We start from the raw sequence: 26,283 nt of genomic DNA, 5'->3' as shown, positions 1-26,283 counted from the left end.
GCTGATTGTACCCAAACGTCTCGAAATCGGGACGTGAAATCAGCTGAACATAGGCTGCGCCAGGTAAATCCCTTATGTGACGGGATTGCTGGCGATCTCTCCGTTGAGATAAACTTGTCTACCAAACGAGACAAACATAAAAAAGACGATAGCGGGAGACAGCGACACCATGATGAACGACTGGGCGGGCCTTCCCGCCACTTACGGCGACGTGCTGCGCCGAGCGATGGATTCGCTTTTCCGTACTTTCGAAAATTTCAGCGAAGGCACTTTTATCGTCGATGCCGACGCGCGCGTCGTGTGGATCAACAAGCGCTATGCGGCGCGTTTCGGCTTTTCGGATCCGCAGCAGGCCATCGGCCGCGACTGCGAAGCGGTGATTCCCAACAGCCTGATGCGCGAGGTGGTGAAAACCGGCAAACCGATTTTGCTCGACATTCTCGAAACGGACCGCGAACCGCTCGTCGTCACGCGACTGCCGCTGAAAGACGATGCGGGCGAAACGGTCGGCGCAGTCGGCTTCGCATTGTTCGATGAACTGAAAGCGCTGACCCCACTCTTTTCCCACTACTCGCGGGTACAGGAGGAACTGATCGCGACGCGCCAGTCGCTGGCGCAGGCGCGGCGGGCGAAATACACGTTCGGCAGTTTCGTCGGCACCTGTGCGGCCAGTCTCGAAGTGAAGCGCCAGGCGCGCCGGGCGGCGCAGGTCGATTCGCCGGTGCTGCTGCTCGGCGAAACCGGCACCGGCAAGGAACTGCTGGCGCACGCGATCCACGCCGGGTCGGCGCGGGCGAATCAGCCGCTCGTCACTGTCAACGTCGCGGCCATTCCGGACCCGTTGCTCGAAGTCGAATTCTTCGGCGCGGCGGCCGGCGCGTACACCGGCGCAGACCGCAAGGGCCGCGTCGGCAAGTTCGAGCTTGCGAACGGCGGCACGCTGTTTCTCGACGAAATCGGCGACATGCCGCTGCCCTTGCAAGGCAAGCTGCTGCGCGTGCTGCAGGACAAGGAGTTCGAGCCGCTCGGCTCGAACCGGATCGTGCGCGCGGACGTGCGGATCATTGCGGCGACCTCGGCCGATTTGCCTGCGCTGGTTGCGGCCGGCCGCTTTCGCGCGGACCTGTTCTATCGCCTGAACGTGCTGACGATCCAGGCGCCGGCGCTTCGCGAGCGTCTGTCCGATATCGAGGCGTTGGCCTACGCGATGCTCGAGGATCTGTCGACGCAAGCGCGCGGAGGCAGTCACTTCGAATTGCAGGACGACGCGTTGCGGCTGCTATGTTCGTACGGGTGGCCCGGCAATGTGCGGGAGTTGCGCAATACGCTGGAGCGTGCCGTGATGCTGTCCGATAGCGAGCGCATCGATGCGCGGGCGTTGGCGCCGTTCATCGGTCCGACTCATGGGGGTTTGCATCATCCGCACGAGCCCGATCCGACGGCGCACGCACGCGCCTCGGCTGAAACCGCCGCCGCGCCCGAGCGGCCGTTGTGGAGCGACGCGATGGCGGCGTTCGAGAAACGCTTCCTGAGCGACGCGTTGCAGGCCAACGGCGGACGCGTGATCGAGACGGCAGCGCAGATCGGCATGGGCCGCGCGACGCTCTACAAAAAGATCGCGGCCTACGGCATCGAGGTGAAGACATCGACTGACGCAGCGTAATTCGAGCGTGGCACAATCGCGTGATCGAAAAACAAGAAGCGATCGGGGTTTCAATGAAACGCAGTCTTTCCTCTTTTGCACGCCGGGCTTGTGTGGCGCTGGGCGCAGCCGGAATCGCCGTGCTGAGCGGTTGCAGCAGCAGCGCGCCGCTGTTCCTGTCGGACGGCCGCATCACCACGCTGGTGCAATGCCCAAATGGCTCCGACTCCTGCGTGCAACAGGCGCGCGCCAGTTGCGGCGGCGCTTTCGACGTGGTGCGCCAGTCCACCAGCAACGGCACGCTCAGCCTGATCTACGCCTGCCGGGCGAAATGACGACGCGCTAGCCTTCGGCCGGCGCGGCCTGTTTTACACCTTCCTCTATTGAGTCCGCCGAATGGCCACGACGGCGGACGCCGCCATTCAAGTCATTCCAGCCATTGCAGCCATTTGTGCGCGGATTTCTGCCTGGTCTGGGCTATTCAGCTAGCCAGTGCTTACTGGTAAGCACAATACCGTCATAAAGATCTGTATGTAATGTGCATTCGCGGATGGTCCATGATGCGCAACGGATTTTTAATGGACCTCGCCGCCGCATTATTTCTTTCGCCGCCCAGCCCGAATAGAAGGCGCTCAAGGGCATTCGGTTTTGCAGACACGCCGAGTCGGTGCGGCACCCAACGGAACGTGAATATTAGTCGCAGTATCCTCGTCTCGGCGACTGGCAGATTAACGCGGCACGCGTGTTCTACCGATTTTGTGGTGGTTGGAATGGATGGTTGTTGAAGATGTTCCATCTTTAACAATGAAGCGGCTCGATTGCGGCGCGCTTTATGCTAAGCGATTGATTTGATATAGAAATTCCGGGGATAGAAATGGATCACCACCAACTCGAAAAAGATATTGAACATCTTGAACACATAATCTCGCACATTTCCGCAGAGGACCGTATTCCGTTGTCCTATTGGCGCAACCGGATCGACTCTGTGTCCGGCGCGGCGCTGGTGCCGGCGCAGGCTAGCCGCGTCAAAAGGCTCAATGCCGCGCTTCTGGCGCTGGAGGCAAGGCAGAAGGCCTGACCGCGCGCGGCGGGCGGATGACGCCGGTGTCCTCCAATCTGGTAACGTTCGTCGCAAGTTGACGGGACGTGGCGCGCCGGGGCAAACCCGGCGAGCTGGGCGAACGCGCATCCATCGATTCGGGACGATCATGCAACCAGCTGGACTTTCAGCGGCCCGCCTGACGGCGCTTACGAAGGCCATGCAAGGCTATGTGGAACGGGGCGAAGTGGCGGGTGTCGTTTCCCTGGTCTGGCGCCGCGGTGAAATCGGCTACCTCGAGCCGCTCGGCTGGCGCGACGAAGCCGGACAGTTGCCGATGGAGCGCGACACATTGTTTCGCATCGCGTCGATGACCAAGCCGGTCACCAGTGCAGCGATCCTGATGTTGGTCGAAGAGGACCGACTCGCGCTCGACACGCCTATCTCACTATGGTTGCCTGAGCTAGCCGCGCCGCGCGTGCTGCGCGACCCCGCCGGCCCGCTCGACGAAACGGATGCCGTCCGAGCGCCGCTGACCGTGCTCGATCTGCTCACGCATCGCGCCGGTTTCGCTTATCACTTCACCGCTACCGGGCCGCTTGCCGACGCGTACGCGGCGGCTTTCAACGGTCTTGAAGCACGTGCGGACGCCAACGCCTGGCTGGCTCGCGCCGCCGGCTTGCCGCTGATGTTCCAGCCTGGCTCGCGCTGGCATTACGGCATCGCCACCGACGTGCTCGGCGTATTGATCGAGCGCGTGAGCGGGATGCCGCTCGGCGAGTTCTTCCGGACGCGGATCTTCGAACCGCTCGGCATGCGCGATACGGCCTTCTGGGTGCCTGACGCGCAGCTCGCGAGGCTCGCCACGGCGTACGGCGTCGAGCAGGGCACGCGGCGGCGCGTGGTCGAGGATCATCCGGCGGCGAGCCGTTGGGCGAATCCCGCACGGTTTCAGAGCGGCGGCGGCGGGCTCGTATCGACGGCGCAAGACTATTTGCAGTTCGCCCAACTGCTGCTCGGGCGCGGACGCGTCGGCGCGACGCGTTTGCTGTCGCATCGCTCGGTCGATTTGATGCGCTCGAATTTTCTCAGCCGCGACCAGCGCCGCGTGCCGGCCTTCGGGCAGGTTCTATGGGCCGGCCAGGGCTTTGGGCTCGGATTGTCCGTCGTCGACGATCCGGCGCAGCAGTTGCCGCTCGGCTATCGCTCGATGGGTTCGTTCGGCTGGCCGGGCGCGTTTGGCACCAGTTGGTTCGCCGATCCGGTGGAGAACCTGATCGGCCTGATGCTGATCCAGCGCCGCGCAGTTGAACCGTTCCCGATGTCGGTCGATTTCGAACGCCGCGCTTACGATGCAATTGACGACTGAGTGTGCCGGTTCCACCCAGTTCGCGGCCTTGATGGGTGGGGGCAGCGGGTCCCTATCCGGTGCTTTTTTCGTCTGATAGGGTCACACTGCAGTTAGTCAAACCGATTGGAGCACCGTCATGGCCTCGTACAAGCAGTTGACTGCCCAGCTCGAAAAACTCCACAAAGAAGTCGCGCTGGCACGTGAAAAGGAAGTCGCACAGGCGATCGCCGACATCAAGCAAAAAGTCGCCGAATACGACCTGACCGCGGAAGAACTGGGCTTTTCGAGCAAGCGCGCGGCGGGGCGCAAACCGGCCGCGGTGGCCAAGTATCGCAATCCCAAAACCGGCGAGACATGGAGCGGTCGTGGCCGCTCGCCCAGCTGGCTGGCGGGCAAGAATCGCGAGCGCTTCCTGATCGAAGCGTCCTGAGGTCCCCCATCGCATGGCGGCATGGCGCGTTCGCTCGCAACACGGTTGTTTGCCAAAGTGAATCTGCGCGTACTTTTTTTCGCACCGCAACAGTAGTCCCGAAAACGCTCACCTTTCGCGTGAGCCTCGGTCGCGACGCACGGTTTTGCCTTGCCCCTTGCGTCGGGCCTGGTTTGTTCGGTGAGCCTGGCGTCGGCGTTTTTCACACTCGACGCAAGCACTCGACCACGCCGGTGGCAGCGCCTCCTAAACCTTCCGCGTAAGCCGCGTCAGCCTTTGCTGGCGGGCATTTCCGGGCCCTGCGAAGAATCTCGCGCGCCGGCTACGACTTCTTGCGGCGCATCTTCCATGACATGCGCGATCGGTTTGACTTGCGCACTCCCGGTGCGTGAGCAACGTCTGGCGCGATCACCTTTCGCCGCGATTCGAGGTCGACGATCGCGGTTCCCGAAAACTCTCACCTTTACGTCGTTCGCCTTCTTCCGTGCGCTCGGATCGAACCGCTCGGGACAGACCCGGAGTTGAGTTCGCCTCATACCCCGCATCAAAAATCATCGATTCATGGTCGCGGACGCCGAACAGCACAATCGGTCATCCACTCAACCCCGACGGAAAGACCATGAGCGTATCGACGGACAAACAACTTTTTATCGGCGAAGGGTTTTGACGGGCGGCAAACCGCACGCACTCGGCGGCACGTTCTATGAGCCGACCGTGCTGATCGACTGGGCATGATCGGCAGCTCCGCGCTGATGGGCATCTTTGTCGGCAGCCTCGTATTTGGCTGGCTGTCGGATCGCCTGGGACGACAGAAGATCTTTCTGCTGAGCTTCCTGATTATCACCGCGGCGGCGTTTGCACAGTTCTACGTGAGTTCGCCGTTCGAGCTGTGTCTGCTGCGGGTGTTGATCGGCTTCGGCATGGGCGGCGATTTTGCGGTCGGGCATGCGATCCTCGTGGAATTTTCGCCGCGCAAACATCGCGGGACACTGCTGGGGTCGTTCAGCGAGTGTGGACCGTCGGTTATGTGGCGGCTAACGTGCTCGGTATGCAACCAGGCTAGCGGCGCGTAGTTTGCCCCCTTCTACCCATGACCCGGCCCGCCGCCTTTTCCGGCGGGTCGTCCCCATGACGTGTATCATTCGCACCTTGCGCTGTTCTGCGCTGGCGATTCCCGTATTGTCGAACGCTCGTTCGTGACCCGTTTCCGACGCGGCGAGGTTGCCATGTGACGCGGGTCCCGGCCCAACTTCCGCAGCTCGACGCTGCCGCGCAAGGCGTGGCAGACCGGTAGCCACAAGCCGCCGCAGACCGCCCGAACCCCTATCCTTGACCGCCAGACCCGATGTCAGTCTCCGAACTCAAACGCCGCCGCACGTTCGCGGTCATTTCCCACCCGGACGCGGGCAAGACCACGCTCACTGAAAAGCTGCTGCTGTTTTCGGGCGCAATCCAGATCGCCGGTACCGTCAAGGGCCGCAAGAGCAATCGCTACGCGACGTCCGACTGGATGGAGATCGAAAAGCAGCGCGGCATTTCGGTGGCCAGCTCGGTGATGCAGTTCGAGTACGGCGACGCCGTGATCAATCTGCTCGACACGCCGGGCCACGAAGACTTCTCCGAAGATACCTATCGCGTGCTGACCGCGGTCGACGCCGCAGTGATGGTGATCGACGGCGCGAACGGCGTCGAAGCGCAAACGCTGAAGCTGCTCGAAGTCTGCCGCAGCCGCAAGACGCCGATCGTCACCTTCATCAACAAGCTTGACCGAGAAGTGCGCGAGCCGCTCGAACTGCTCGACGAAATCGAACAGCATCTGGGCGTCGCCGCTGTGCCGTTTACGTGGCCGATCGGTATGGGCAAGGAATTTCAGGGCGTCTACGATATCCAGCGCGATCAGGTGCGCGTGTTCCGCGCCGGGCAGGATACGGCGGGCGGCGCGGTCGAAACGCTGCAGGCGCTCGGCGACGAGGAAGGCGAACGCCGTTTCGGCCATAGCTGGGTGCGCGCGAAGGACGAGATCGATCTGATCACCGGCGCGACGCCCGATTTCGATCGCGAGCAATTCCTGGCGGGGCAGCAATCGCCGGTGCTGTTCGGTTCGGCGATCAACAACTTCGGCGTGAAGGAAATTCTCGACGCGCTGGTCGATCTGGCGCCGCCGCCGTCGATGCGCATGACGGTGCAGCGTCCGGTGATGCCGGACGAGCCGAAGTTCACCGGCGTCGTGTTCAAGGTGCAGGCGAACATGGATCTGGCGCACCGCGACCGCGTGGCGTTCATCCGGGTGTGCTCGGGTCGTTTCGAGCGCGGCATGGCCGTGAAGGTGACGCGCTCGAACAAGACGTTCCGCGCCAATAACGTGGTGACGTTCCTGTCGCAGCGTCGCGAGACGGTCAGCGAGGCGTATCCGGGCGACATCATCGGTATTCCGAATCACGGTACGTTGAGTCTCGGCGATACGCTGACCGAAGGCGAGCAATTGCAATTCGTCGGCTTGCCGTTCTTCGCGCCGGAAATCTTTCAGACAGTGGAAGTGGTCGATCCGATGCGCGCCAAGCAGCTCGGCGAAGCGCTCAAGCAGCTCGGCGAGGAAGGCGCGATCCAGGTGTTCCGTCCGGAAGTTGGCGGCTTGATGATTCTCGGCGCGGTGGGTCAACTTCAGTTCGAAGTGGTGTCGCACCGCTTGTCGACGGAATACAAGGTCGATGTGCGGATGGCGCCGGCGCGTTACCGGATGTCGCGCTGGGTGACTTGCGACGACGCGGCCGAACTGCGCCGTTTCACCGATTCGTATGCCGCGCGGATCGCGCTCGACGCGTCGGATGCGCCGACGTATCTGGCGTCGCATGTGTCGGAAATCGAAGTCGCGCAGAAGGCGTGGCCGAAGATCGTCTTCAATGAGTTGCGCGAGCATTCGGGCGCGCCGTTCAAGAGGGTGATGTAGGTCGCGTTTCGAGCGAGACGTGCAGGACGAAGTGAAAGAACAGCCGCGTCGATGACGCGGCTTTTTTCGTTGTGCGCCCGGCAGGGCGCTACTTCATCCCATCTTCACAATCTCTCCCCGCAGCCACTCCGCAAACGCCTGTACATGTTCGAGTCCCACATGCCGCTGCGGGATATCCAGCCAATACCCGAAGGCCCGGCCACCTCGATATTGGAAAGCTGCGCGAGAATCACCTTCTGTCTCTTTGGATCATCCGCTGCAGGCCGGCTGGTGTCGTGCCTCGATCGCGGAATTTATGTTCGTGCCGGTGGCATCTCCAGGATTGTCGCCTTTCGGTCCGACATTTTGCCTGAATGCGCTAAAAAAATTCCGATGCGCGTTGGCGTTCATCAAGCGGAATGTCGTGTGCGTCAAGCGGCCCGTTCAGAAGCGCCGCGCAAGCCCGCGACTTCGCCTATCCTGACGAAGACGCGTGCCTCACCGCCGACGCGCCTTCTTCAATCTGCGGAGCGCCCGTGACCGTTCGCAATCTCGACGCCTTGTTCCGACCCGAATCCGTCGCCGTGATCGGCGCTTCCGAGCGGCCGGGCAGCACCGGCGCGATGGTGTGGGCGCGCGTGCTGGACGGCGGCTTCAACGGCCCCATCTGGCCGGTCAATCCAAAATACGGCACGCTCGGCGGCCGCGCGGTGACCGGCGATGCCGGCGATCTGCCGCAGGCGCCTACCGTCGCGTTGATCTGCACGCCGCCCGATACCTGGCCTGGCATCATCCATAAGCTCGGCGGGTTGGGCACGCGCGCGGCGATCATCGTCGGCGAAGTGCGTACCGATGACGACCGGCTCGCGCTGCGGCATGCATTGTCGGCGGCGCGGCCGCATCTGCTGCGGATCGTCGGACCTGGCAGTCTGGGCGTGGTGTCGCCGGCGCTGCGCGCGCATTTCGGCGCGCCGTCATGCACGGTGAAGGCGGGCGGCGTCGCGTGGGTCTCGCAGTCGAATGCGCTGACCAATGCCGTGCTCGGCTGGGCGCACGCGCGCGGACTGGGTTTTTCGCACGTGGTGGCGCTGGGCGGCGAGGCCGACGTGGACGCCGGCGACGTGCTCGACTACCTGGCGAGCGACCCCGGCACGCGTGCCATCCTGCTCGAACTGGACACGGTGCGCGCGGCGCGCAAGTTCATGTCGGCGGCTCGCGCGGCGGCGCGCAACAAGCCGGTGCTGGCGTTGCGCTCGGGCCGCGCCGATCCCGCCGACGCGCTGTACACCGCCGCGTTCCGTCGCGCGGGCATGGTGCGCGTGGATTCGCTCGACGATCTGCTCGACGAAATCGAAACGCTCGGCGTGGGCCGCGTCGCAGCCGGCGCCACGGCGACGCTGATCACCAGCGACAGCGGCCTCGCGACGCTGGCCTGCGACGCGTTCGCCGCGGCCGGCGGCACGCTCGCGCCGTGGCCCGCCGAAGCCGCCGATGCTTTAAAGCGAGCCTTGCCGCACGCGGTCGGCGGCAACCCGCTGCAACTCGGCGACGATGCCCGTCCGGAGCATTTCGGCACCGCGCTGGAGCTGCTCGCCGGCCATCGAAGTACCGGCACGGCCTTCGTGGTCCACGCGTCGACGCATGGCGCGCCGGTCGGCGAGGTTGCGCAGGCGTTGATCGCGAATCAGCGCTTCGCGCATCGTGGTTTGCTCGCGTGTTTCTTCGGCGGTGTGGACGCGGCGACGCGCGACGCGCTGCATGCGCAAGGCATTCCGGTTCATACGACGCCGCAGCGCCTTGCGCGCGCGTTCGCCCGGCTGGTCGATTACCGGATGGGGCGCGAATTGCTGATGCAGACGCCTGAGGGTTTGCCGGCGCAGATTCCCGAAGCCATCGACGCCGCCCAGGCGCAAGCGTGCGCCGCGATAGCCGCAGGTGAGCACCAACTAACCGGCGAAGCGGCGGCGGCGTTTCTTGAGCGCTTCGGGCTGCGTGGCGAGACGCAGGAACCAACGCAAACGCCAGCAACGGCGAAAGGAACGACGCAACGATCCGCAGCAGCGCAAACAGAACCGCAACCAGAACCGCAAACAGCGGACTGCGCGGAACAAGCCACTGCGCAGTCGCAGAAACCCGTCGTCGACATCGCCGTCGAGCTTCACGACGACGACAACTTTGGCCCCGTTTTCTGCTTCACTGCGCCGTCGGCGGATGGCGTGTCCGAGCCGCTGCGCGTCTACGGCTTGCCGCCGTTCAATCCGATGCTGTCGCGCGACATCGTCTTGCACTCGCGCTACGCGCGGCTGATCGATCCAGAGCCGGCGTTGGCCGCATTGACGGCGCTCTCGCAAGCGGTCTGCGACGTCAAGCAGATCGTCGGTCTGTCGCTGACTTTGCGGGTATTCCGCGACCACGTAGCGGTGGTCGAGCCAACGCTGAGCGTTGCGCCGACGCGCAGCCGCCTCGCGATCGTGCCGTATCCGCGTCGCTTCGAAGAGACGCTCGACTGGCAGGGTATTCGCATCACCGTGCGGCCGATCCGTCCGGAAGACGAAGCCGCGCATCACGATTTCGTCGAGGCGATGACGCCCGAGGATTTGCGCCTGCGGTTCTTCGGCGCGGTCGGCAACTTCGACCATTCGCAGCTCGCGCGCATGACGCAGATCGACTACGACCGCGAAATGGCGCTGATCGCGACGGTAGCGAGCGACGAGGGGCTCACGCGGACGCTGGGCGTGGTGCGCGCGGTGGCCGATCCCGACAACGAAACGGCCGAATTTGCAGTCGCGGTGCGCTCGGACCAGAAGGGCCGGCGGCTCGGACAGTTGCTGGTGGACCGGATCATCAGGTACGCGCGGGCGCGCGGCATTCATTGGCTGGTTGGCGAGGCGTTGCGCGAAAACGGTCCGATGATCGCGCTGGCCAGGTCCAGCGGGTTCACGATGACGCCGACGGAAGATCCGGGCGTGGTCGGCTTCAGGATGGCGCTGGACGAACCCGCGCCGGGGTGATCGGGTTCGTCAAGGTCTGGCGAGTACGAGCCTCAAGCCGGCAGCTTCGCCGCGGCTTCGTCGACCTGCGTGCGGCTCACGGCCAGCTCTTCCAGCCACGCATCGGCGTACACGGCACCGGTCTCGCGTTCCAGACGCGCGATGGTCGCCGCGCAACGGTTCGCATCCTTCGGCGTCGCAATAAACGACTTCACCGACTCACCCGCCTTGAACTTGTCGAACAGCGGCACGCGAATATCGTCCGGCAGCGCGCGCGTCGTCCATTGATACGGCTTGCCGTTGAACGTGAACGACGGCGGCAGCACGCGTTCCTTCTTCGCCGCCGGAATCAGACCGTAGGTGCGCGCGGCTTCGCCGATCTGCTCGGGCGAAAACAGCTCGTCCGGGCTGATGTCGAACTGCTGAATGAAAGATTCGATGCTTTGCATCGCCGCGGCGCGGTCGTCGCGCCGTTTCTGCGCGTGGGCGACGATGTCGCGCAGTTCGTCGGCTTCTTCGGGCGTAATCGTGAAGCTCGACTGCTTCTGCTGGAGTTCGGAAAAACGCTGGAATTCGGAATCGGTCAGAAGTTTCGCCATGGCTTGATCGAGGGCGCGCATGAGGAAACCCATGCGGCGTCATTTTTGAGAGGGTCGCCATTCTAAACCATGTGCCGGCCCGCTTTGTTCCGAAGCGCTTCAGCGGTCCTCCCGAAACATCGACAACGCCTGCACCGTCTCGCTCAGCAGATTCGTGGCCGCGTCCAGCGTCGGCGCGACGTATTCGTCGATGCGTCGCAGGTACGGGCACGTGAGCGCCGCAATCGCCTGGCCGGAGGGCCCGAGGATCGGGAAAGTGACGTCCGTCACGCCAACAGTCTGCTGACTGTCCTTCTGCGAAAACCCCGCCGCGCGAGTCCGTTCACAGGCCTGTTCCAGCGCCTCGCGATCGATGGTGACTTCGCCTTTCACCTTGGTGTGTTCGGCCAGCATCTGTTCGCGTTGCTCCGGGGTCTGGAAGGCCAGCATCACGCGCCCCGAACCCGTATCGATCAAGCCGACGCGCGAGCCGAGCCGCACCGAAATGCCCCACGTGCCCGGTCCGTCCACTTGCGCGATCACCAGCAAATTGCCGCGGTCGTACACCGCGAGGTGACAGGATTGCTCGGCAGTGTCGGCAAAGCGCTGCATCAGCGGCAACGCTTCGGAAATCAGCCGGTTCATCGGCGGATGCCGGTGCGCGAGCGCATACAGCTTGAGACTCAGCGAATAACGATCGCCCGCCTCCGAGCGCACGACATACTGCCGCGCGACCAGCCGCTCCAGCATCCGATACATCTCGCTCGCGTTGCGCCCCAGCAGCTTGGTGATTTCGGCGCGCGTCAGTCCCCCTTTCTGCTCGGCGAGCAGTTCGAGGATGTCGAGGCCCTTGTCGAGCGCGGGCGCGCGGTAACGGTCGTCGTCTCTGTCTTCCGCATCCATCGTGAGTGTCGCTCCGTGTGCAGTTTTCGTTATCTGGGCGTGAGTGTAGTTCGAATAAAACGCCCGAACCCAAATACACGGCTGGACGCGTCGCCACGCGTAGCCAGGGAAAACACGGACGGTGAGCGCGGCACACATTCCTTGACTTCAAAAAGTCCGTATATGAATAATACGTTCATTGGTGAATTAGCGCACACCAATAAACCGACACGACAAGAAAGCGCAGGACGCAGTGCCCGTCATTCAGCATGACCGGATCACGCAGTTCAACAACGCATATCAGGAGACACAACCATGTCGTTCGCCAAGAGGCCGTTCACGGCTCGCCGTTGGTTCCGGAGTTCTTTATTTGCCGCAGCGGCGGGCGCTTGCGCCGCCGGTTTGGTCATCAGCAGCGCTGCGCAAGCCGCCGAGGCCGGCAAGATCGGCCTCGATCTGCCGCTCCTCACGTCGCCGTTCTGGCAGTCGTACAACAACTATCTGCCCAAGTACGCGAAGGACATGGGCGTCGACATCCTTGCGCCGGTCAATTCGAACGGCGATCCGGTCCAGCAGATTACCGACATGAACAACCTGCTGAATCTCGGCGCCAGGGGCATCGTGGTCGGCCCGCTGGATTCGGCAGCGATCAGCCGTGCATTGGAAGGCGCGGCGGCCAGGAACGTGCCGGTCGTCGCGGTCGACGTCGCGCCGACGCAAGGCAAAGTCGCGATGGTGGTGCGCGCCGACAATCGCGCATATGGCGAGAAGGCGTGCAAATACATCGGCGAGCATGTGAAGTCCGGCAAGGTCGTGCAGATCATGGGCGATCTGGCGTCGGTGAACGGGCGCGACCGGTCTGAAGCGTTTCGCGCGTGTCTGAAGGGCTATCCGGGTTTGGCGCTGCTGGAAATTCCGGCGAGCTGGAAGGGCGACGTGGCGGCCACCGCGCTCGACAGCCTGCTGACAGCGAATCCGGACGTGAAGGGCATTTACATGCAGGCGGGCGGCGTCTATCTGTCGCCGACGCTGCAAACGCTGCGCCGCAAACAGATGCTGTTTCCCGCCGGCGACGCGAAACACGTCGTGATCGTCAGCAACGACGGCATTCCGCAGGAGTTCGATGCGATCCGCCGCGGCGATATCGACGCCACTGTTTCGCAGCCCGCCGATTCGTATGCAAAGTACGGCCTGTTCTATATCAAGGCGGCGCTCGCCGGACAAACCTTCAAACCGGGCCCGACCGATCACGGCAGCAACATCATCCAGTTGGCGCCGGGCGTTCTCGAAGACCAGCTGCCCGCGCCGCTCGTGACCAGGTCGAACGTCGACGATAAGGCGTTGTGGGGAAACACGGTTAAATGAGCGAGCTCACGCCATCCGTGCCGGTCGTCGAAGCGTTGGAGATTACCAAACGCTTCGGCTCCACGGCCGCGCTGAAAGACGTGAGCATCCGCGTGATGCCCGGCGAGTCTCACGCGCTCGTCGGGCGCAACGGTGCGGGCAAATCGACGCTGGTGTCGATCCTCACCGGCCTGCGCAAGCCCGACACGGGCGAGGTGCGGTTCAGCGGCGCGGCTGCGCCGTCGATCGCGGACCGCGACGCGTGGCGCGAACGCGTTGCGTGCGTCTATCAGCACTCGACCATCATCCGCGATCTCACCGTCGCGGAGAACCTGTTCATCAACCGGCAACCGTCGCGGCACGGTGTGATCGATTGGCCCGCAATGCGCCGCGACGCCCGCGCTTTGCTCGACCACTGGAAGATCGACGTGCGCGAAGACGCCCGCGCCGGCGACCTGACGGTGGAAGCACGCCAACTGGTCGAAATCGCGCGGGCGCTGTCGTACGGTGCGCGTTTCATCATCCTCGACGAACCGACCGCGCAACTCGACGGCGACGAAATCAAGCGCCTGTTCCGGCGCATCAGCGAGTTGCAGCGCGAGGGCGTGACGTTCCTGTTCATTTCTCATCACCTGCAGGAGGTCTATGAGATTTGCCAGGCCGTGACGGTGCTGCGCGACGCGCGGCATATCGTCAGCGCGCCGGTGTCCGCGTTGCCGCGCGAGCAGTTGATCGAAGCGATGACGGGCGAGCGCGGCGGCCTCGCCGTCGCCGATGCGGCGGCGCGCGAGGCGTTGCCCGCGGATACGGCGGTCGCGCTGGAAGTCGAAGCGCTGGCCGGCGCCGATTACGAAGACGTGTCGTTCACGGTCAAGCGCGGCGAAGTGGTCGGCCTGACCGGCGCGACGAGCAGCGGCCGCACCAGCGTCGCCGAAGCGATCGCCGGTTTGCGGGCGGCGCAACGCGGCGAGATTCGCGTGGACGGCGCGACGCTGCCGCGCGGCGACGTGCCCGCAGCATTGGCGCACGGCATCGGCTGCGTGCCGAAGGATCGCCATCACGAAGGCCTGGTGCTGACGCAATCGGTTGCCGAAAACGCCTCGATGACGATCGCGCACCTGCTCGGCAAATTCGGCATCGCGCCGCCGGCGAGGAAAAACGCCTTCGGCCAGAAGATGATCGACGCGCTCGGCATCGTCGCGCAAGGCCCCGAGCATGTCGTCTCGGGGCTCTCGGGCGGCAATCAGCAGAAAGTCGTGATGGCTCGCGCGCTCGCCACCGATCCCAACGTGCTGGTGCTGATCGACCCGACCGCCGGCGTCGACGTGAAATCGAAAGAAGCGCTGCTGTCGGTCGTGGACCGCGTGCGCGAAGAGGGCAAGGCCGTGCTGGTGGTGTCCGGCGAGCTCGACGATCTGCGCACCTGTGACCGCGTGCTGGTCATGTTCCGTGGCCGTATCGCGGCCGAATTTCCCGCCGGTTGGCAGGACCACGATCTGATCGCATCCGTTGAAGGAGTCAGTCTCCATGAAGAATAGTGTGCCCAGCCCCGCATTCGGCACGACGCAAGCTCACGCACAGCCGCCCATGGCGGCCCCGCGCGGCAAGCGCGCGCGGATCGAATTCGCGCGCCTGCGCGAATTGGCGTTGTTGCCCGCACTCGCATTGCTGATCGTGATCGGCGCATTGGTCAGCCCGAGCTTTCTGACGCGGGCGAATCTGATCAGCGTGCTGGGCGCGTCGGCGGCATTGGCGCTCGTCGTGCTCGCCGAATCGCTGATCGTGCTGACCGGCAAGTTCGATTTGTCGCTCGAATCGACGGTGGGGATCGCGCCCGCGGTCGGCGCGATGCTGGTGATGCCGGCGGCGTCCGCGGGCTTCGGTCTGCAATGGCCTGCGGCGATGGGCCTGCTCGCCATCGTGGCGGTCGGCGCGGTGATCGGGCTCATCAACGGATTTCTGGTGGTGCGTTTGCGGCTGAACGCATTCATCGTCACGCTGGCCATGCTGATCGTGTTGCGCGGCATGCTGGTCGGCGCGACCAAAGGCGGCACGCTGTTCGATATGCCGCCGTCGTTCTTCTCGCTTGCCACCACCATCGTGCTCGGCTTGCCGTTGTCCGTGTGGCTCGCGGCGGCGGCGTTCGCGATCGCCGCGTTCGTGTTGCGCTATCACCGTCTGGGCCGCGCGCTGTACGCGATCGGCGGCAATCCGGAAGCGGCGCGCGCCGCGGGGATTCGCGTCGAGCGCATCACGTGGGGCGTCTTCGTGCTCGGCAGCGTGCTCGCGTCGGTCGGCGGTCTGATCGTGACGGGCTATGTCGGCGCGATCAACGCGAATCAGGGCAACGGAATGATTTTCACGGTGTTCGCGGCGGCGGTGATCGGCGGCATTTCGCTCGACGGCGGCAAAGGCACGATGCTCGGCGCGCTCTCCGGCGTGCTGCTGCTCGGCGTCGTGCAGAACCTGCTGACGCTCGCGCAAGTGCCGTCGTTCTGGATTCAGGCGATCTACGGCGCCATCATCCTCGGCTCGCTGATGGTCGCGCGCCTCGCCAGCGGCGAGGGCCAGAACTAATGCGCGTGCAACACGGAGACCTACTTTGAGCCGTCCATTGGATACCGATGTCCGCCTGATCCTGCTGAGCCCGGCCGATAACTGCCTGATCGCGGCGGCGCGCCTCGAAGCAGGCACGCAAATGCTGATCGAAGGCGAATGCGTGACGCTCACCAAGACCATCGAGCTCGGCCATAAAGTGGCACGCCAGGAACTGGCGAAGGACGACAAGGTGCTGCGTTACGGCGCGGTGATCGGCCACGTGACCGAAGCGGTCGCGCGCGGCGCGCATCTGCATACGCACAACCTCGCAAGCGATTACCTGCCCACCTATACGCACGACGCGGGACACGAGTTCATCCATCACTGATTTGCGCACAATGAAGTGGCCTGGCGCCACGCTGGAACGATCATGACCGACATTTCCGTGGCACCTCAAATCACCCAGCCGACGCTGCAAGGCTACCTGCGCAGCGACGGCCGCAAAGGCATCCGCAACGTGGTCGCGGTCGCGTATCTGGTCGAGTGCGCGCATCACGTCGCACGCGAGATCGTCACGCGGTTTCGCGAGCCGGTCGACGCATTCGACGAGCCATCGGCCGAGCGTGAACCGCCGGTGCATCTGATCGGGTTTCCCGGCTGCTATCCGAACGGCTACGCGGAAAAGATGCTGGAACGGCTCACCACGCATCCGAATGTGGGCGCGGTGCTGTTCATATCGCTCGGTTGCGAAAGCATGAACAAGCACTATCTGGTGGACGTGGTGCGCGCGAGCGGCCGTCCCGTCGAAGTACTGACGATCCAGGAAAAGGGCGGCACGCGCAGCACGATTCAATATGGCGTCGACTGGGTTCGCGACGCGCGCAAGCAACTCGCCGCGCAACGGAAAGTACCGATGGCGCTGAGCGAACTGGTGATCGGCACGATCTGCGGCGGCTCGGACGGTACCAGCGGCATCACCGCGAATCCGGCCGTGGGCCGCGCGTTCGATTATCTGATCGACGCGGGCTCCGCCTGCATCTTCGAAGAAACCGGCGAGCTGGTGGGCTGCGAATTTCATATGAAAACGCGTGCGGCGCGGCCCGAACTCGGCGACGAAATCGTCGCGTGTGTCGGCAAGGCGGCGCGCTATTACTCGATTCTCGGGCACGGCAGTTTCGCGGTCGGTAACGCGGACGGCGGCCTCACCACGCAGGAAGAGAAATCTCTGGGTGCGTATGCGAAGAGCGGCGCGTCGCCGATTGTCGGCATCATCAAACCCGGCGATATTCCGCCGACCGGCGGCCTCTATCTGCTCGACGTCGTGCCGGACGGCGAGCCGCGCTTCGGCTTTCCGAACATTAGCGACAACGCGGAGATCGGCGAACTGATCGCTTGCGGCGCGCATGTGATTCTGTTCACCACCGGACGCGGCTCGGTGGTCGGCTCGGCGATTTCGCCGGTCATCAAGGTCTGCGCGAACCCCGCGACGTATCGCAATCTCGCCGGCGATATGGACGTCGACGCAGGGCGGATCCTCGAAGGCCGCGGCACGCTCGACGAAGTCGGCCGCGAGATATTCGATCAGACGGTGGCTATCGCGTCGGGCGAGGCGTCGAAATCGGAGACGCTCGGGCATCAGGAATTCATCCTCACTTACAAGACTTTCGAGCCGGTCGGGCCGGCGTGCCTGCCGTCGAGTGCTGCGACGCCGCAACGGGCGCTCGCGATCGCACGGCTCTGAGTGCCGATTTGCGCGCGCCGGGCAAACATCGTTCGCGCGTGCTAAAACAGGGTTAACCTCAACAACCATCTTTCATGGGACCGGAGTAAGCGCTAAAGCGCTAACTCCGGTCGACAAAGGAGACGCGGTCAATGACGGCAACGGTCGGTTCGAAGATCGGGCAACGGCGCGGCATCGGCCGCCGCGCGCTGCAAGTCAGCGGATTGGGGCTCGGCACGGCGCCTTTGGGGGGCCTTTACCGCGACCTGTCCGACGAAGAAGCGCACGCGACCATCGCCGCCGCGTGGGACGCCGGGGTGCGCTACTTCGATACCGCGCCGCATTACGGCCACACGAAAGCCGAGCATCGTCTGGGCGACGCGTTGCGCCGCTATCCGCGCAGCGAATACGTGCTCTCCACGAAAGTCGGGCGCCGCTTCGTGCCGCGCACCGCGCCCTACGACGGCAGCGAGGGCTGGCAAGACCCGCTGCCGTTTCAGGCGATCTACGACTACACGCACGACGGCATTCTGCGTTCGTTCGAAGACAGCCAGCAGCGCCTGGGCATTGTCGATATCGACATCCTGCTGGTGCACGATATCGGCCGTGTCACCCACGGCGAAAAGAACCCGCATTACTGGCGGCAACTGACCGAAGGCGGCGGCTTTCGCGCGCTCGACGAGTTGCGTGCGTCGGGCGCGGTCAAGGCGGTCGGCCTGGGCGTCAACGAAGGCGCGGCGATTCTCGACGCGATGGCCGAATTCGATATCGATTGCGCGTTGCTCGCGGGCCGTTATACGCTGCTCGAACAGACCACGCTCGACGACCTGTTGCCGGCATGCGAAAAGCGCGGCGTCAGCATCCTGTTAGGCGGCGCGTTCAATTCGGGCATTCTGGCGCGCGGCGTCGAGGGCGATCTGAAATTCAACTACGGCGACGCGCCGCGCGAAGTGATCGAGCGCGTCGCGCGGCTCGAGGCGGTGTGCCGCGATCATGGCGTGCCGCTTGCCGCCGCCGCTTTGCAGTTTCCGTATGCGCATCCGGCGGTCGCGACCGTGTTGACCGGCGCGCGCAGTGCCGATGAATTGCGCGAGAACGTGGCGTCGTTCGAGCAGCCGATCCCCGCGAAATTGTGGTCCGCGTTGCGCGACAACGGCTTGCTCGATAGCCGCGCGCCCGCGCCGGAGGATTGACCGACGATGCATATCGACGCCCACCAGCACTATTGGGACCCGGCTCGAGGCGACTATGAGTGGCTCACGCCGGAACTGAAAATCCTGTACCGGCCGTTTGGTCCCGCCGATCTCGCGCCGTTGCGCGAACGGGCCGGCATCGAGCGTACGGTGGTGGTGCAGGCGGCGCCGACCATTGATGAAACGCGTTACTTGCTCGACATGGCTCGCGATGAGCCGTCGATTGCCGGCGTGGTGGGTTGGGTGCCCTTGCTGCTGCCGACTGCGCCGGATGTCATCGACGCCTTCGCGCACGAGCCGAAGTTCAAGGGCGTGCGGCCGATGCTGCAGGATATTCCGGACGATACGTGGATCGCCAACGCCGAGCTCGCGCCCGCGATCGAAGCGCTGATCGCGCACGACCTCGCGTTCGACGCGCTGATTTACGCGCGTCACGTGGAGCACGTCGAAACGTTCGCGACGCGTTTTCCGGCGCTGCGCATCGTCGTCGATCATGGTGCGAAGCCGCCGATCCGCTACGGCCGCGCGGATTGGCAAACATGGGCCGATGCGATCACGCGGCTCGCCCGGCTGCCGCACGTGCATTGCAAGCTGTCGGGGCTCGTCACAGAGGCCGCGCCCGGCTGGACCGAAGCAACCTTGCAGCCGTATGTCGAGCATCTGCTGGCGTCGTTCGGTCCGGCGCGTTTGATGTGGGGCAGCGACTGGCCGGTGCTTGATCTGAACGGCGACTATCTGCTGTGGCACTCGGTGGCGAACACCTTGCTCGCGTCCCTGAGCGACAACGAGCGCGACGCGGTTTTCGGCGGCAATGCCGCCGCGTTTTACCGGCTTTGAAGGTACCAAGCCCGGACGAGACAAGAGCAGCCCATTCCATTCAACTGGAGTCGTAGATGACACAAAGACTGGCCGGCAAGACGGCCCTGATCACCGCGGCGGGACAAGGCATCGGCCTCGCGACCGCGGAGCTGTTCGCACGCGAAGGCGCGCGCGTGATCGCCACCGATATCCGCATCGACGGGCTCGCCGGCAAGCCCGTCGAAGCGCGCAAGCTCGACGTGCGCGACGACGCGGCCATCAAGGCGCTGGCCGCCGAACTCGGCGCGATCGACGTGCTGTTCAATTGCGCGGGCTTCGTGCACGCCGGCACGATTCTCGAATGCACCGAAGAAGATTGGGACTTCGCGTTCGACCTGAATGTGAAGGCCATGTACCGCACGATCCGCGCATTCCTGCCGGCGATGCTGGGCAAAGGCGGCGGCTCGATCATCAATATGTCGTCGGCGGCGTCGAGCGTGAAGGGTGTGCCGAACCGCTTCGCTTATAGCGCGTCGAAAGCCGCGGTGATCGGGCTGACCAAGTCGGTTGCTGCGGACTTCATTGCGCGTGGTGTACGCTGTAACGCGATTTGCCCGGGCACGGTGGCTTCGCCGTCGCTCGAACAGCGGATCGCCGAGCAGGCTCAGGCGCAGGGCGTGACGCGCGACGTCGTGCAGGCGGCCTTTGTCGCGCGCCAGCCGATGGGCCGCATCGGCAAGCCCGAAGAGATCGCCGCGCTGGCGCTGTATCTCGCGTCCGACGAATCGTCGTTTACCACCGGTCACGCACATGTGATCGACGGCGGCTGGTCGAACTGATGCATACGGCAATACCACTAGAAAAGGAAGTGTCAGGATGAAACTGCTTCGTTATGGGCCGAAAGGTCAGGAAAAACCGGGCTTGCTCGACGCGCAAGGCAAGCTTCGCGATCTGTCGAACGTGCTCGCCGATATCGACGGCGCCGCGCTGACCGACGAGGGCCTCGCCAAACTGCGCGCGCTCGATCCGGCATCGCTGCCGCTGGTGGAAGGCAATCCGCGGATCGGCCCGTGCGTCGGCAAGATCGGCAAGTTCATCTGCATCGGGTTGAACTACGCGGATCATGCGGCGGAATCGAATCTGCCGGTGCCGGCCGAGCCGGTGATTTTCAACAAGTGGACGAGCGCGATCAGCGGCCCGAACGACGGCGTGGAAATTCCGCGTGGCTCGAAGAAGACCGACTGGGAGGTCGAACTCGGCGTGGTGATCGGCAAGCCGGCGAAATACGTCGACGAAGCCAACGCGCTCGATTACGTCGCCGGTTACTGCGTGATCAACGACGTGTCGGAACGCGAATGGCAGATCGAGCGCGGCGGCACGTGGGACAAGGGCAAGGGCTTTGACACATTCGGCCCGATCGGTCCGTGGATGGTCACGCGCGACGAGGTCGCGGATCCGCAGAACCTGAGCTTGTGGCTCGAAGTGGACGGCCATCGCTATCAGAACGGCAACACGAAGACGATGGTGTTCGGCGTCGCGAAGCTGGTGTCGTATGTGTCGCAGTGCATGAGCCTGCAACCGGGCGACGTGATTTCGACCGGCACGCCGCCGGGCGTCGGCATGGGCGTGAAACCGAATCCTGTGTACCTGAAGCCGGGGCAGACCATCCGTCTGGGTATTGAAGGGCTCGGCGAGCAGACGCAGAAGACTTATGCCGCGGAGTGAGCGGCGGCTGTAGTCGAAAGGTGCGGATGATGGAACAGGCCGTTCCTGCTCGATTGCTCGATGCGGGAACGGTCTTTCTTATGAGCCTCGGCGCGAGCGTTCAGGTGGGCTCAAGTGGGTCTACGCGCGCTGGGCATCGAGCAGACGCGCCAGCAACGCGACCAGTTGATCGACGTGCCGATCTTCGGTGCGCCATGACGACACGCTGATACGAAACGCCGGCCTGCCTTGCCAGACCGTCGCGCCGAACCACGTTTCACCCGAAGCCTGCGCCGCCTCGCGGATCGCGACGGTTTGCTCATCGGTTGCGGCTCGCGCGAGCACCTGATTCAACACGACGCGATTCAACACCTCGAAACCCGCGGCACGCAAACCTTCGGCGATGCGCGAAGCCTGCGCGCAATGGCGATCGACCATTTCCCTCACGCCGCTTCGCCCTAAAGAACGCAACGCCGCCCAGATCGGAATGCCCCGCGGCCGGCGCGAGAATTCGAGGTTCAGATTCTTCTGCGCATCGTGCGCCGCGCTCAAATACGCCGCGTCGCTGTTCATCGCTGCCGACATGGCGCCCGCGTCGCGGCAGATCGCCATCGCGCCGTCGTAGGGCGTGTTGAGCCACTTGTGGCCGTCTGTGGTCCAGCTATCCGCGCCTTCGATGCCGTCGGTCAGCGCCCGCTTCGACGACGCCCGTGCCCACAAGCCAAACGCGCCGTCGACATGGACCCACGCGCCCGCTTTCCGCGCTCGCGGAATCAGCGTGGCGAACGGGTCGAACTCGCCGGTGTTCACCTCGCCGGCCTGTACGCAGAAGATCGTCATGTCGTCGAGCGGCGGCAGCTGGTCCGGGTCGATGCGGCCATCCGCATCGACGGGCGCGACGATCACGTGCTTCATGCCGAAGCCGAGCACGCGCAGCGCCTTCTTCACCGTGATATGCGCCATGGCGGAGATCACGACCCGCACGGCGGGCGCGCCATTCAAGCCGTCGTTGTCGAAATCCCAGCCCTTGCGCTCCAGCAACGCGCGCCGCGCCACCGCGATGCAAACCAGCGTGCAGGCGGTTGCGCTGGTGCCGAAGCCGATCGCCGCCTCGCGCGGCAGATCGAGTGCGTCGAGCACCCAGCGCGTCGCGATCTTCTCGATGGTGGCGGCCACCGGCGAGTTGTCGAAGGTCGACGCGCATTGGTCCCATGCGCCCATCAAACGCTCGGCGGCGGCCGCCGCCGGCAAGACGGCGCCGATCACGAAGCCGTAGTAACGCGGATCGTTCGACGCCACGGTGCCAGGCGACCCGCTTTCGTCGAGCAGACGCAGTACGTCGGCGGGCGGGTGGCCGTGCTGCGGGAAGGCTTCGTCGAATGCAGCGAGTTGCGCCAGCGCGGCGGCATCGGGAAACACCCGGCGCTTGCCGATGGCCGCGAGGTATGCGTGGGCGCGCCGGTCCGCATCGGCGACGAGAGCGAGTTCGTCCATGAGAGTCCTTGAGGTCTTGGGGCCAGCAGGTCTAGAGATTGGCGAGGTCGCGGCCGAGCTTCTCCAATTCGGCGTCGATCCGTTTGTAGTAGGTGAATTTGCCGATTCGCTGAGCGCGGACCAACCCCGCGTCGGCGAGGATGCGCATGTGGCGCGTGGTGGTGGCGGGCGCGATGCCGAGCTTGTCGGTGATGAAGGTGCAGCACACGCCGACCGTTTCGATGTCCGCGTGGTCCTGATAAGGGAAATGTCGCGTCGGCTCCTTCAGCCAGCGCATCACGGCAAGCCGGCTGGCATTGGCAAGCGCGTTGATACGCGTGAGGTCGTCCGTCATTGGGTTGTCGGGCTGACGCGGAGTGGATAACGTTTCGTATATTAGCTAAATGACGATACGTGAACAAGCACGTGAACAAGCGCCTTTACGGCGGCGCGCGGTCGCTATCGGCGGGTCCGTTCAACCCGGCAGTTCGTGCTCGCCGCTGTCGCTGATGCGATTGATCGTGCCTTGAGCCACCGCAACGAGCTTCTCGCGGTTGCCTTCCATCACGTAGACGTTGCACTGGCAGGTCGCCTGAGTTTGACCCGCGTAGACGACCTTGGCGCGCGCGATCAGCGTGCCGTTGATCGCCGGCCGCAGATAGTTGATCTTATACTCGCCCGTCACGACCCTGGGTCCCAGCGACAACGCGCCGGCGAATGTGAGCGCATTGTCGACGAGATAGCTGATGACGCCGCCGTGCACGAAGCCGTGCTGCTGCCGCAGTTCGTCGCGGATCGGCAGCGACAGTGTCAGTTCGCTGGTGCCCGTATGCATCAGTTCGGCGCCAAGCAGCATGCTGAACGGCTGGGCATGCAATGCGCCGCGCGCCCGGTCGAGAAGGTCGGTCATCTTGGTTCCTTCGGGCATGGCCCGTGGTGGCATTCGCACAGGCGTGCGTTGAGCAGCCCCTACCCACTCTAGGAAGCGTGTGCGCGCTGCGTCAAGGTGATTCGGAAAAATCCGCAATGTATTGTTGTGCAAAACAACGGCAATCCCGAAGTTGGCCGATGAAAAGAGGGCGTAAGGCGATCTTTGGCGAAATTGGGCTCAAGCAAAGTCCAGCGTTGCCGTTAACCCGAACGTCGCTCCCGCCATTCTTTCGCTATTCAGGTGTTCACGATGTTCAGCAAGATCAAGGTCGCATCCGGCCTGTTATGTGTCCTGGCCGCGTTCTGCGTGTTCCAGCTGGTGACGGTAGGCCTGGGATTCTGGTCGCTCACGCGCACCCATGACGACGTAGGCGATCTGTCGAACATCGCGTTGAAGCAGGTCGATGCGGTCAATGAAACGACGCAGCGTCTGATGGATGCCCGTATCAACCTGTCGCGCGCCGGTACGCGGATGGTGCGCGGTGGCGGCGAGCCGGCCGACATCGTGCAGCACGCCCGTGAACAGCTGACGGCTGCCGATCAGTCGTTCGCGGCTTTCATGAACGCGCCGAAGACCAGCGACGAAAACGGCGCCCGCGCCACAGCGCTCGCTGATCGCTATAAAAAGCTGCACGACGCGCTCGCAGAACTGGTGCAGTTCCTCGACTCGAACAATATTCAGGCGTTTCTCGACCAGCCCACCCAGTCGTTCCAGGACGCCTACCTCGCCGAGTCGCGCCGCTTCGTGCAGTTCGGCGACGCTGCGAGCCGTGCGTCGCTCGATTCGATCGATGCCCGTATGACGATGTTCCGCGGCGTCAGCATCGCTATTCTGCTGTTGCTGGTGGTGGGCACGTTCGCGGTTCACATGGCGTTGCGTCATGGCGTGGTGGCGCCGCTCGAAGAAGCCGGCCGGCACTTCGACCGTATCGCGCTCGGCCGTCTCGATCAGCCGATCGCGGCGCGCGGCACCAACGAAATCGGCCGTCTCTTCTCCGGCCTCGCGAAAATGCAGGCGAGCGTCGCGCGTACCGTGCAGACCGTGCGCGAATCCGCCGACTCGATCCACCTCGGCGCCGACGAAATCGCCACCGGCAACGCCGACCTGTCCGCGCGCACGGAGAACCAGGCCGCCTCGCTCGAGGAGACCGCGTCGAGCATGGAGGAGCTGACGGCCACGGTGCGCCAGAACGCCGAGCACGCCCGCGAAGCCAACGCGCTCGCCGAGACCGCGCTCGACGCGACGGCGCGCGGCAGCGAAGTGGTCAACGAGGTGGTCGACAAGATGCGCGGCATTGCGCAGAGCTCGGACAAGATCGCCGAGATCATTTCGGTGATCGACGGCATCGCGTTCCAGACCAACATCCTCGCGTTGAACGCGGCCGTCGAAGCGGCACGCGCGGGCGAGCAGGGCCGCGGCTTCGCGGTGGTGGCGGGCGAAGTGCGGGGTCTGGCCCAGCGCAGCGCGCAATCGGCCAAGGAAATCAAGACCTTGATCAACGAATCGGTCGCCGGGATTCAGGGCGGCTCGACGCTGGTCGAGCATGCCGGCGAGGCGATGAGCAACGTGTCGGCGTCGATTTCACGCGTCACGAAGATGATGGCCGACATCAGCGCATCGTCGCTCGAACAGAGCACGGGCATCGAGCAGGTCAATCAGGCGGTGGTGCAGATGGACGAGATGACGCAGCAGAATGCAGCGCTCGTCGAAGAGGCGGCGGCAGCGGCGGCCTCGCTGCATCAGCAGACGCAGCAGTTGAAGCAGGCCGTTTCCGTGTTCGAAATTTCGGAGGCTGTGTTGCGCACGCAACACTTTGATGAAATTCGCGGCCATGCAGCTGAGTTTTCGTTGTCGGCAGCGCGGGCGATCTAAATCGTGTGAACGCCCCAAAAAAGGGCGTTCACCAATGAAAATGGCCCGCGCGAGCGGGCCATTTTGCTTTTTAGACGCATGCGCCTAAAGGTGCCAGAGCGTACCCAAGGTACTTAGGCCGGCTGGATGTTCGCAGCCTGCTTGCCCTTCGGGCCTTGCTTAACTTCGAACGTCACCTTCTGGTTTTCTTGCAGCGACTTGAAGCCGCTACCTTGAACTTCCGAAAAGTGCGCGAACAGGTCTTCGCCGCCGTCGTCCGGGGTGATGAAGCCAAAGCCCTTTGCATCGTTAAACCACTTCACAGTACCTGTTGCCATTTTTAATCCAGTAAATGTTGTGTGTTGCATTCGCGACCGCTATTTCTCAACACGAGATCGGAGCGCGAAGTACGAGTTGTATCACGTCTTTATGATGGACGCCAATCAACCCGTATTCGGGTATTCCCCTGATGGCCCCATTTCGAGGCCTGTGGGGCATTTTGAAAGGATGCCGCCGCCGGTAGGGTAAACTGGCTGTATTACACTTCCAGGAAAACCATTGACACGTTATCTGCAAGAAGAACTTACGTCGTTCTGGAGTCGATTGACCCCCTATCTCGCGATATTGGAGTCTAAATCACCTCAAGAGGGCGCCTTGGATCCGGTCGGCCGAATTACCGTCGACACCGAAGGTCACCAGGCTTTCGCCCTTCACACCACCGACCGGAAGCCGCACGGCGAGGCGTCGGACACCCCCACCGGAAAAAGCGCAACCTACACGCGATTTAAAACTGCCGACGCAGATTGGGGACCCTGGCAGCGCGAGGAATACTGATCGACACCGGCCGGTCGGCCAGATCGGCGCCGTCCGGCTCAGTGGCGGCGCGCAGATCG

Annotated in this window: 24 protein-coding genes and 1 pseudogene; 19 read left to right on the top strand and 6 right to left on the bottom strand. The window is 63.9% G+C overall.

Features of this window, described 5'->3' with window-relative positions; genetic code table 11:
* Positions 1-169: 169 nt before the first annotated feature.
* The 8 genes and pseudogenes from DLM46_RS13770 to DLM46_RS13730 all read left to right on the top strand — a co-directional run bounded on the left by DLM46_RS13770 (position 170) and on the right by DLM46_RS13730 (position 10,399).
* Positions 170-1,663, top strand: a complete 1,494-nt coding sequence (locus DLM46_RS13770) for a sigma-54 interaction domain-containing protein (RefSeq protein WP_115101315.1) — start codon at positions 170-172, stop codon at positions 1,661-1,663.
* A 53-nt stretch (positions 1,664-1,716) separates the two neighbouring features.
* Entirely contained in the window at positions 1,717-1,977 is a 261-nt protein-coding gene (locus tag DLM46_RS13765) for a hypothetical protein (protein WP_115101524.1), read from the top strand.
* 539 nt (positions 1,978-2,516) lie between these two features.
* On the top strand, positions 2,517-2,720 hold the full coding sequence (locus DLM46_RS13760) for a hypothetical protein (protein WP_115101314.1): 204 nt from the start codon (positions 2,517-2,519) through the stop codon (positions 2,718-2,720).
* 130 nt (positions 2,721-2,850) lie between these two features.
* A complete protein-coding gene (locus DLM46_RS13755) occupies positions 2,851-4,050 on the top strand; it encodes a serine hydrolase domain-containing protein (protein ID WP_115101313.1) in 1,200 nt (399 codons plus the stop codon).
* 118 nt (positions 4,051-4,168) lie between these two features.
* Entirely contained in the window at positions 4,169-4,462 is a 294-nt protein-coding gene (locus tag DLM46_RS13750; RefSeq protein ID WP_115101312.1) for an H-NS histone family protein, read from the top strand.
* Between the two features lie 725 nt (positions 4,463-5,187).
* Positions 5,188-5,513 (top strand): annotated as a pseudogene (locus DLM46_RS13740) (MFS transporter); the annotation flags it as partial.
* Positions 5,514-5,807: 294 nt separating this feature from the next.
* A complete protein-coding gene (locus tag DLM46_RS13735; RefSeq protein ID WP_115101310.1) occupies positions 5,808-7,409 on the top strand; it encodes a peptide chain release factor 3 in 1,602 nt (533 codons plus the stop codon).
* A gap of 515 nt (positions 7,410-7,924) precedes the next feature.
* Positions 7,925-10,399: a bifunctional acetate--CoA ligase family protein/GNAT family N-acetyltransferase gene (locus DLM46_RS13730; protein ID WP_115101523.1), complete on the top strand. Its 2,475-nt coding sequence runs from the start codon at positions 7,925-7,927 to the stop codon at positions 10,397-10,399.
* 32 nt (positions 10,400-10,431) lie between these two features.
* Here DLM46_RS13730 and DLM46_RS13725 read toward each other — a convergent pair whose 3' ends face one another.
* Positions 10,432-10,977: a hypothetical protein gene (locus tag DLM46_RS13725; RefSeq protein WP_115101522.1), complete on the bottom strand. Its 546-nt coding sequence runs from the start codon at positions 10,975-10,977 to the stop codon at positions 10,432-10,434.
* Positions 10,978-11,076: 99 nt separating this feature from the next.
* Positions 11,077-11,859 carry an IclR family transcriptional regulator gene (locus DLM46_RS13720; RefSeq protein WP_115101309.1) on the bottom strand — a complete coding sequence of 261 codons (783 nt, stop codon included), beginning with the start codon at positions 11,857-11,859 and terminating at the stop codon, positions 11,077-11,079.
* A 294-nt stretch (positions 11,860-12,153) separates the two neighbouring features.
* Here DLM46_RS13720 and DLM46_RS13715 point away from each other — a divergent pair, with 294 nt between their 5' ends.
* The 9 genes from DLM46_RS13715 (at position 12,154) to DLM46_RS13675 (ending at position 21,156) form a co-directional block, all read left to right on the top strand.
* Entirely contained in the window at positions 12,154-13,203 is a 1,050-nt protein-coding gene (locus DLM46_RS13715) for a sugar ABC transporter substrate-binding protein (protein ID WP_165847974.1), read from the top strand.
* Positions 13,200-14,720 (top strand): sugar ABC transporter ATP-binding protein, encoded by a 1,521-nt coding sequence (locus tag DLM46_RS13710; protein WP_115101308.1) that lies wholly within the window; start codon positions 13,200-13,202, stop codon positions 14,718-14,720. The genes DLM46_RS13715 and DLM46_RS13710 overlap by 4 nt, the downstream gene beginning before the upstream one ends.
* On the top strand, positions 14,710-15,759 hold the full coding sequence (locus DLM46_RS13705) for an ABC transporter permease (RefSeq protein WP_115101307.1): 1,050 nt from the start codon (positions 14,710-14,712) through the stop codon (positions 15,757-15,759). Before DLM46_RS13710 ends, DLM46_RS13705 begins: the two co-directional genes overlap by 11 nt.
* A gap of 25 nt (positions 15,760-15,784) precedes the next feature.
* Positions 15,785-16,108, top strand: a complete 324-nt coding sequence (locus DLM46_RS13700; RefSeq protein WP_115101306.1) for a UxaA family hydrolase — start codon at positions 15,785-15,787, stop codon at positions 16,106-16,108.
* Between the two features lie 42 nt (positions 16,109-16,150).
* Positions 16,151-17,461, top strand: a complete 1,311-nt coding sequence (locus DLM46_RS13695; protein ID WP_115101305.1) for a UxaA family hydrolase — start codon at positions 16,151-16,153, stop codon at positions 17,459-17,461.
* Positions 17,462-17,592: 131 nt separating this feature from the next.
* A complete protein-coding gene (locus tag DLM46_RS13690; protein ID WP_115101304.1) occupies positions 17,593-18,633 on the top strand; it encodes an aldo/keto reductase in 1,041 nt (346 codons plus the stop codon).
* A 6-nt stretch (positions 18,634-18,639) separates the two neighbouring features.
* On the top strand, positions 18,640-19,470 hold the full coding sequence (locus DLM46_RS13685; protein ID WP_115101303.1) for an amidohydrolase family protein: 831 nt from the start codon (positions 18,640-18,642) through the stop codon (positions 19,468-19,470).
* Positions 19,471-19,526: 56 nt separating this feature from the next.
* Positions 19,527-20,270 (top strand): SDR family oxidoreductase, encoded by a 744-nt coding sequence (locus DLM46_RS13680; protein WP_115101302.1) that lies wholly within the window; start codon positions 19,527-19,529, stop codon positions 20,268-20,270.
* Positions 20,271-20,307: 37 nt separating this feature from the next.
* Positions 20,308-21,156, top strand: a complete 849-nt coding sequence (locus tag DLM46_RS13675; RefSeq protein WP_115101301.1) for an ureidoglycolate lyase — start codon at positions 20,308-20,310, stop codon at positions 21,154-21,156.
* Positions 21,157-21,276: 120 nt separating this feature from the next.
* Here the strand turns inward: DLM46_RS13675 and DLM46_RS13670 are convergent, their stop codons facing one another.
* The 3 genes from DLM46_RS13670 to DLM46_RS13660 all read right to left on the bottom strand — a co-directional run bounded on the left by DLM46_RS13670 (position 21,277) and on the right by DLM46_RS13660 (position 23,518).
* Positions 21,277-22,629 (bottom strand): pyridoxal phosphate-dependent decarboxylase family protein, encoded by a 1,353-nt coding sequence (locus tag DLM46_RS13670; protein WP_115101300.1) that lies wholly within the window; start codon positions 22,627-22,629, stop codon positions 21,277-21,279.
* A 31-nt stretch (positions 22,630-22,660) separates the two neighbouring features.
* On the bottom strand, positions 22,661-22,963 hold the full coding sequence (locus tag DLM46_RS13665; protein WP_115101299.1) for an ArsR/SmtB family transcription factor: 303 nt from the start codon (positions 22,961-22,963) through the stop codon (positions 22,661-22,663).
* A 120-nt stretch (positions 22,964-23,083) separates the two neighbouring features.
* On the bottom strand, positions 23,084-23,518 hold the full coding sequence (locus DLM46_RS13660; protein WP_115101520.1) for a PaaI family thioesterase: 435 nt from the start codon (positions 23,516-23,518) through the stop codon (positions 23,084-23,086).
* A gap of 270 nt (positions 23,519-23,788) precedes the next feature.
* On the opposite strand from DLM46_RS13660, the gene DLM46_RS13655 reads away from it, so the two are divergent.
* The gene (locus DLM46_RS13655) at positions 23,789-25,411 is read left to right on the top strand and encodes a methyl-accepting chemotaxis protein (protein ID WP_115101298.1); all 1,623 of its coding nucleotides are present in this window, start codon (positions 23,789-23,791) and stop codon (positions 25,409-25,411) included.
* 113 nt (positions 25,412-25,524) lie between these two features.
* Here DLM46_RS13655 and DLM46_RS13650 read toward each other — a convergent pair whose 3' ends face one another.
* Positions 25,525-25,728: a cold-shock protein gene (locus DLM46_RS13650; RefSeq protein WP_007178724.1), complete on the bottom strand. Its 204-nt coding sequence runs from the start codon at positions 25,726-25,728 to the stop codon at positions 25,525-25,527.
* Between the two features lie 220 nt (positions 25,729-25,948).
* Between DLM46_RS13650 and DLM46_RS13645 the strand changes: the two genes are divergently transcribed.
* The gene (locus tag DLM46_RS13645; RefSeq protein ID WP_115101297.1) at positions 25,949-26,224 is read left to right on the top strand and encodes a hypothetical protein; all 276 of its coding nucleotides are present in this window, start codon (positions 25,949-25,951) and stop codon (positions 26,222-26,224) included.
* Positions 26,225-26,283: the final 59 nt, after the last annotated feature.

It is taken from the genome of Paraburkholderia lacunae, from assembly GCF_003353175.1.
GTDB lineage: Bacteria > Pseudomonadota > Gammaproteobacteria > Burkholderiales > Burkholderiaceae > Paraburkholderia > Paraburkholderia lacunae.
Note: the sequence above shows the minus strand (reverse complement) of the source record. Positions and strands in the feature narration are given on the sequence as shown.

Coding starts and splice junctions, on each gene's coding strand:
- DLM46_RS13770 (WP_115101315.1), top strand. CDS start 170: ATGATGAACGACTGGGCGGGCCTTCCCGCCACTTACGGCGACGTGCTG.
- DLM46_RS13765 (WP_115101524.1), top strand. CDS start 1,717: ATGAAACGCAGTCTTTCCTCTTTTGCACGCCGGGCTTGTGTGGCGCTG.
- DLM46_RS13760 (WP_115101314.1), top strand. CDS start 2,517: ATGGATCACCACCAACTCGAAAAAGATATTGAACATCTTGAACACATA.
- DLM46_RS13755 (WP_115101313.1), top strand. CDS start 2,851: ATGCAACCAGCTGGACTTTCAGCGGCCCGCCTGACGGCGCTTACGAAG.
- DLM46_RS13750 (WP_115101312.1), top strand. CDS start 4,169: ATGGCCTCGTACAAGCAGTTGACTGCCCAGCTCGAAAAACTCCACAAA.
- DLM46_RS13735 (WP_115101310.1), top strand. CDS start 5,808: ATGTCAGTCTCCGAACTCAAACGCCGCCGCACGTTCGCGGTCATTTCC.
- DLM46_RS13725 (WP_115101522.1), bottom strand. CDS start 10,977: ATGGCGAAACTTCTGACCGATTCCGAATTCCAGCGTTTTTCCGAACTC.
- DLM46_RS13720 (WP_115101309.1), bottom strand. CDS start 11,859: ATGGATGCGGAAGACAGAGACGACGACCGTTACCGCGCGCCCGCGCTC.
- DLM46_RS13715 (WP_165847974.1), top strand. CDS start 12,154: ATGTCGTTCGCCAAGAGGCCGTTCACGGCTCGCCGTTGGTTCCGGAGT.
- DLM46_RS13710 (WP_115101308.1), top strand. CDS start 13,200: ATGAGCGAGCTCACGCCATCCGTGCCGGTCGTCGAAGCGTTGGAGATT.
- DLM46_RS13705 (WP_115101307.1), top strand. CDS start 14,710: ATGAAGAATAGTGTGCCCAGCCCCGCATTCGGCACGACGCAAGCTCAC.
- DLM46_RS13695 (WP_115101305.1), top strand. CDS start 16,151: ATGACCGACATTTCCGTGGCACCTCAAATCACCCAGCCGACGCTGCAA.
- DLM46_RS13690 (WP_115101304.1), top strand. CDS start 17,593: ATGACGGCAACGGTCGGTTCGAAGATCGGGCAACGGCGCGGCATCGGC.
- DLM46_RS13685 (WP_115101303.1), top strand. CDS start 18,640: ATGCATATCGACGCCCACCAGCACTATTGGGACCCGGCTCGAGGCGAC.
- DLM46_RS13680 (WP_115101302.1), top strand. CDS start 19,527: ATGACACAAAGACTGGCCGGCAAGACGGCCCTGATCACCGCGGCGGGA.
- DLM46_RS13675 (WP_115101301.1), top strand. CDS start 20,308: ATGAAACTGCTTCGTTATGGGCCGAAAGGTCAGGAAAAACCGGGCTTG.
- DLM46_RS13670 (WP_115101300.1), bottom strand. CDS start 22,629: ATGGACGAACTCGCTCTCGTCGCCGATGCGGACCGGCGCGCCCACGCA.
- DLM46_RS13665 (WP_115101299.1), bottom strand. CDS start 22,963: ATGACGGACGACCTCACGCGTATCAACGCGCTTGCCAATGCCAGCCGG.
- DLM46_RS13660 (WP_115101520.1), bottom strand. CDS start 23,518: ATGACCGACCTTCTCGACCGGGCGCGCGGCGCATTGCATGCCCAGCCG.
- DLM46_RS13655 (WP_115101298.1), top strand. CDS start 23,789: ATGTTCAGCAAGATCAAGGTCGCATCCGGCCTGTTATGTGTCCTGGCC.
- DLM46_RS13650 (WP_007178724.1), bottom strand. CDS start 25,728: ATGGCAACAGGTACTGTGAAGTGGTTTAACGATGCAAAGGGCTTTGGC.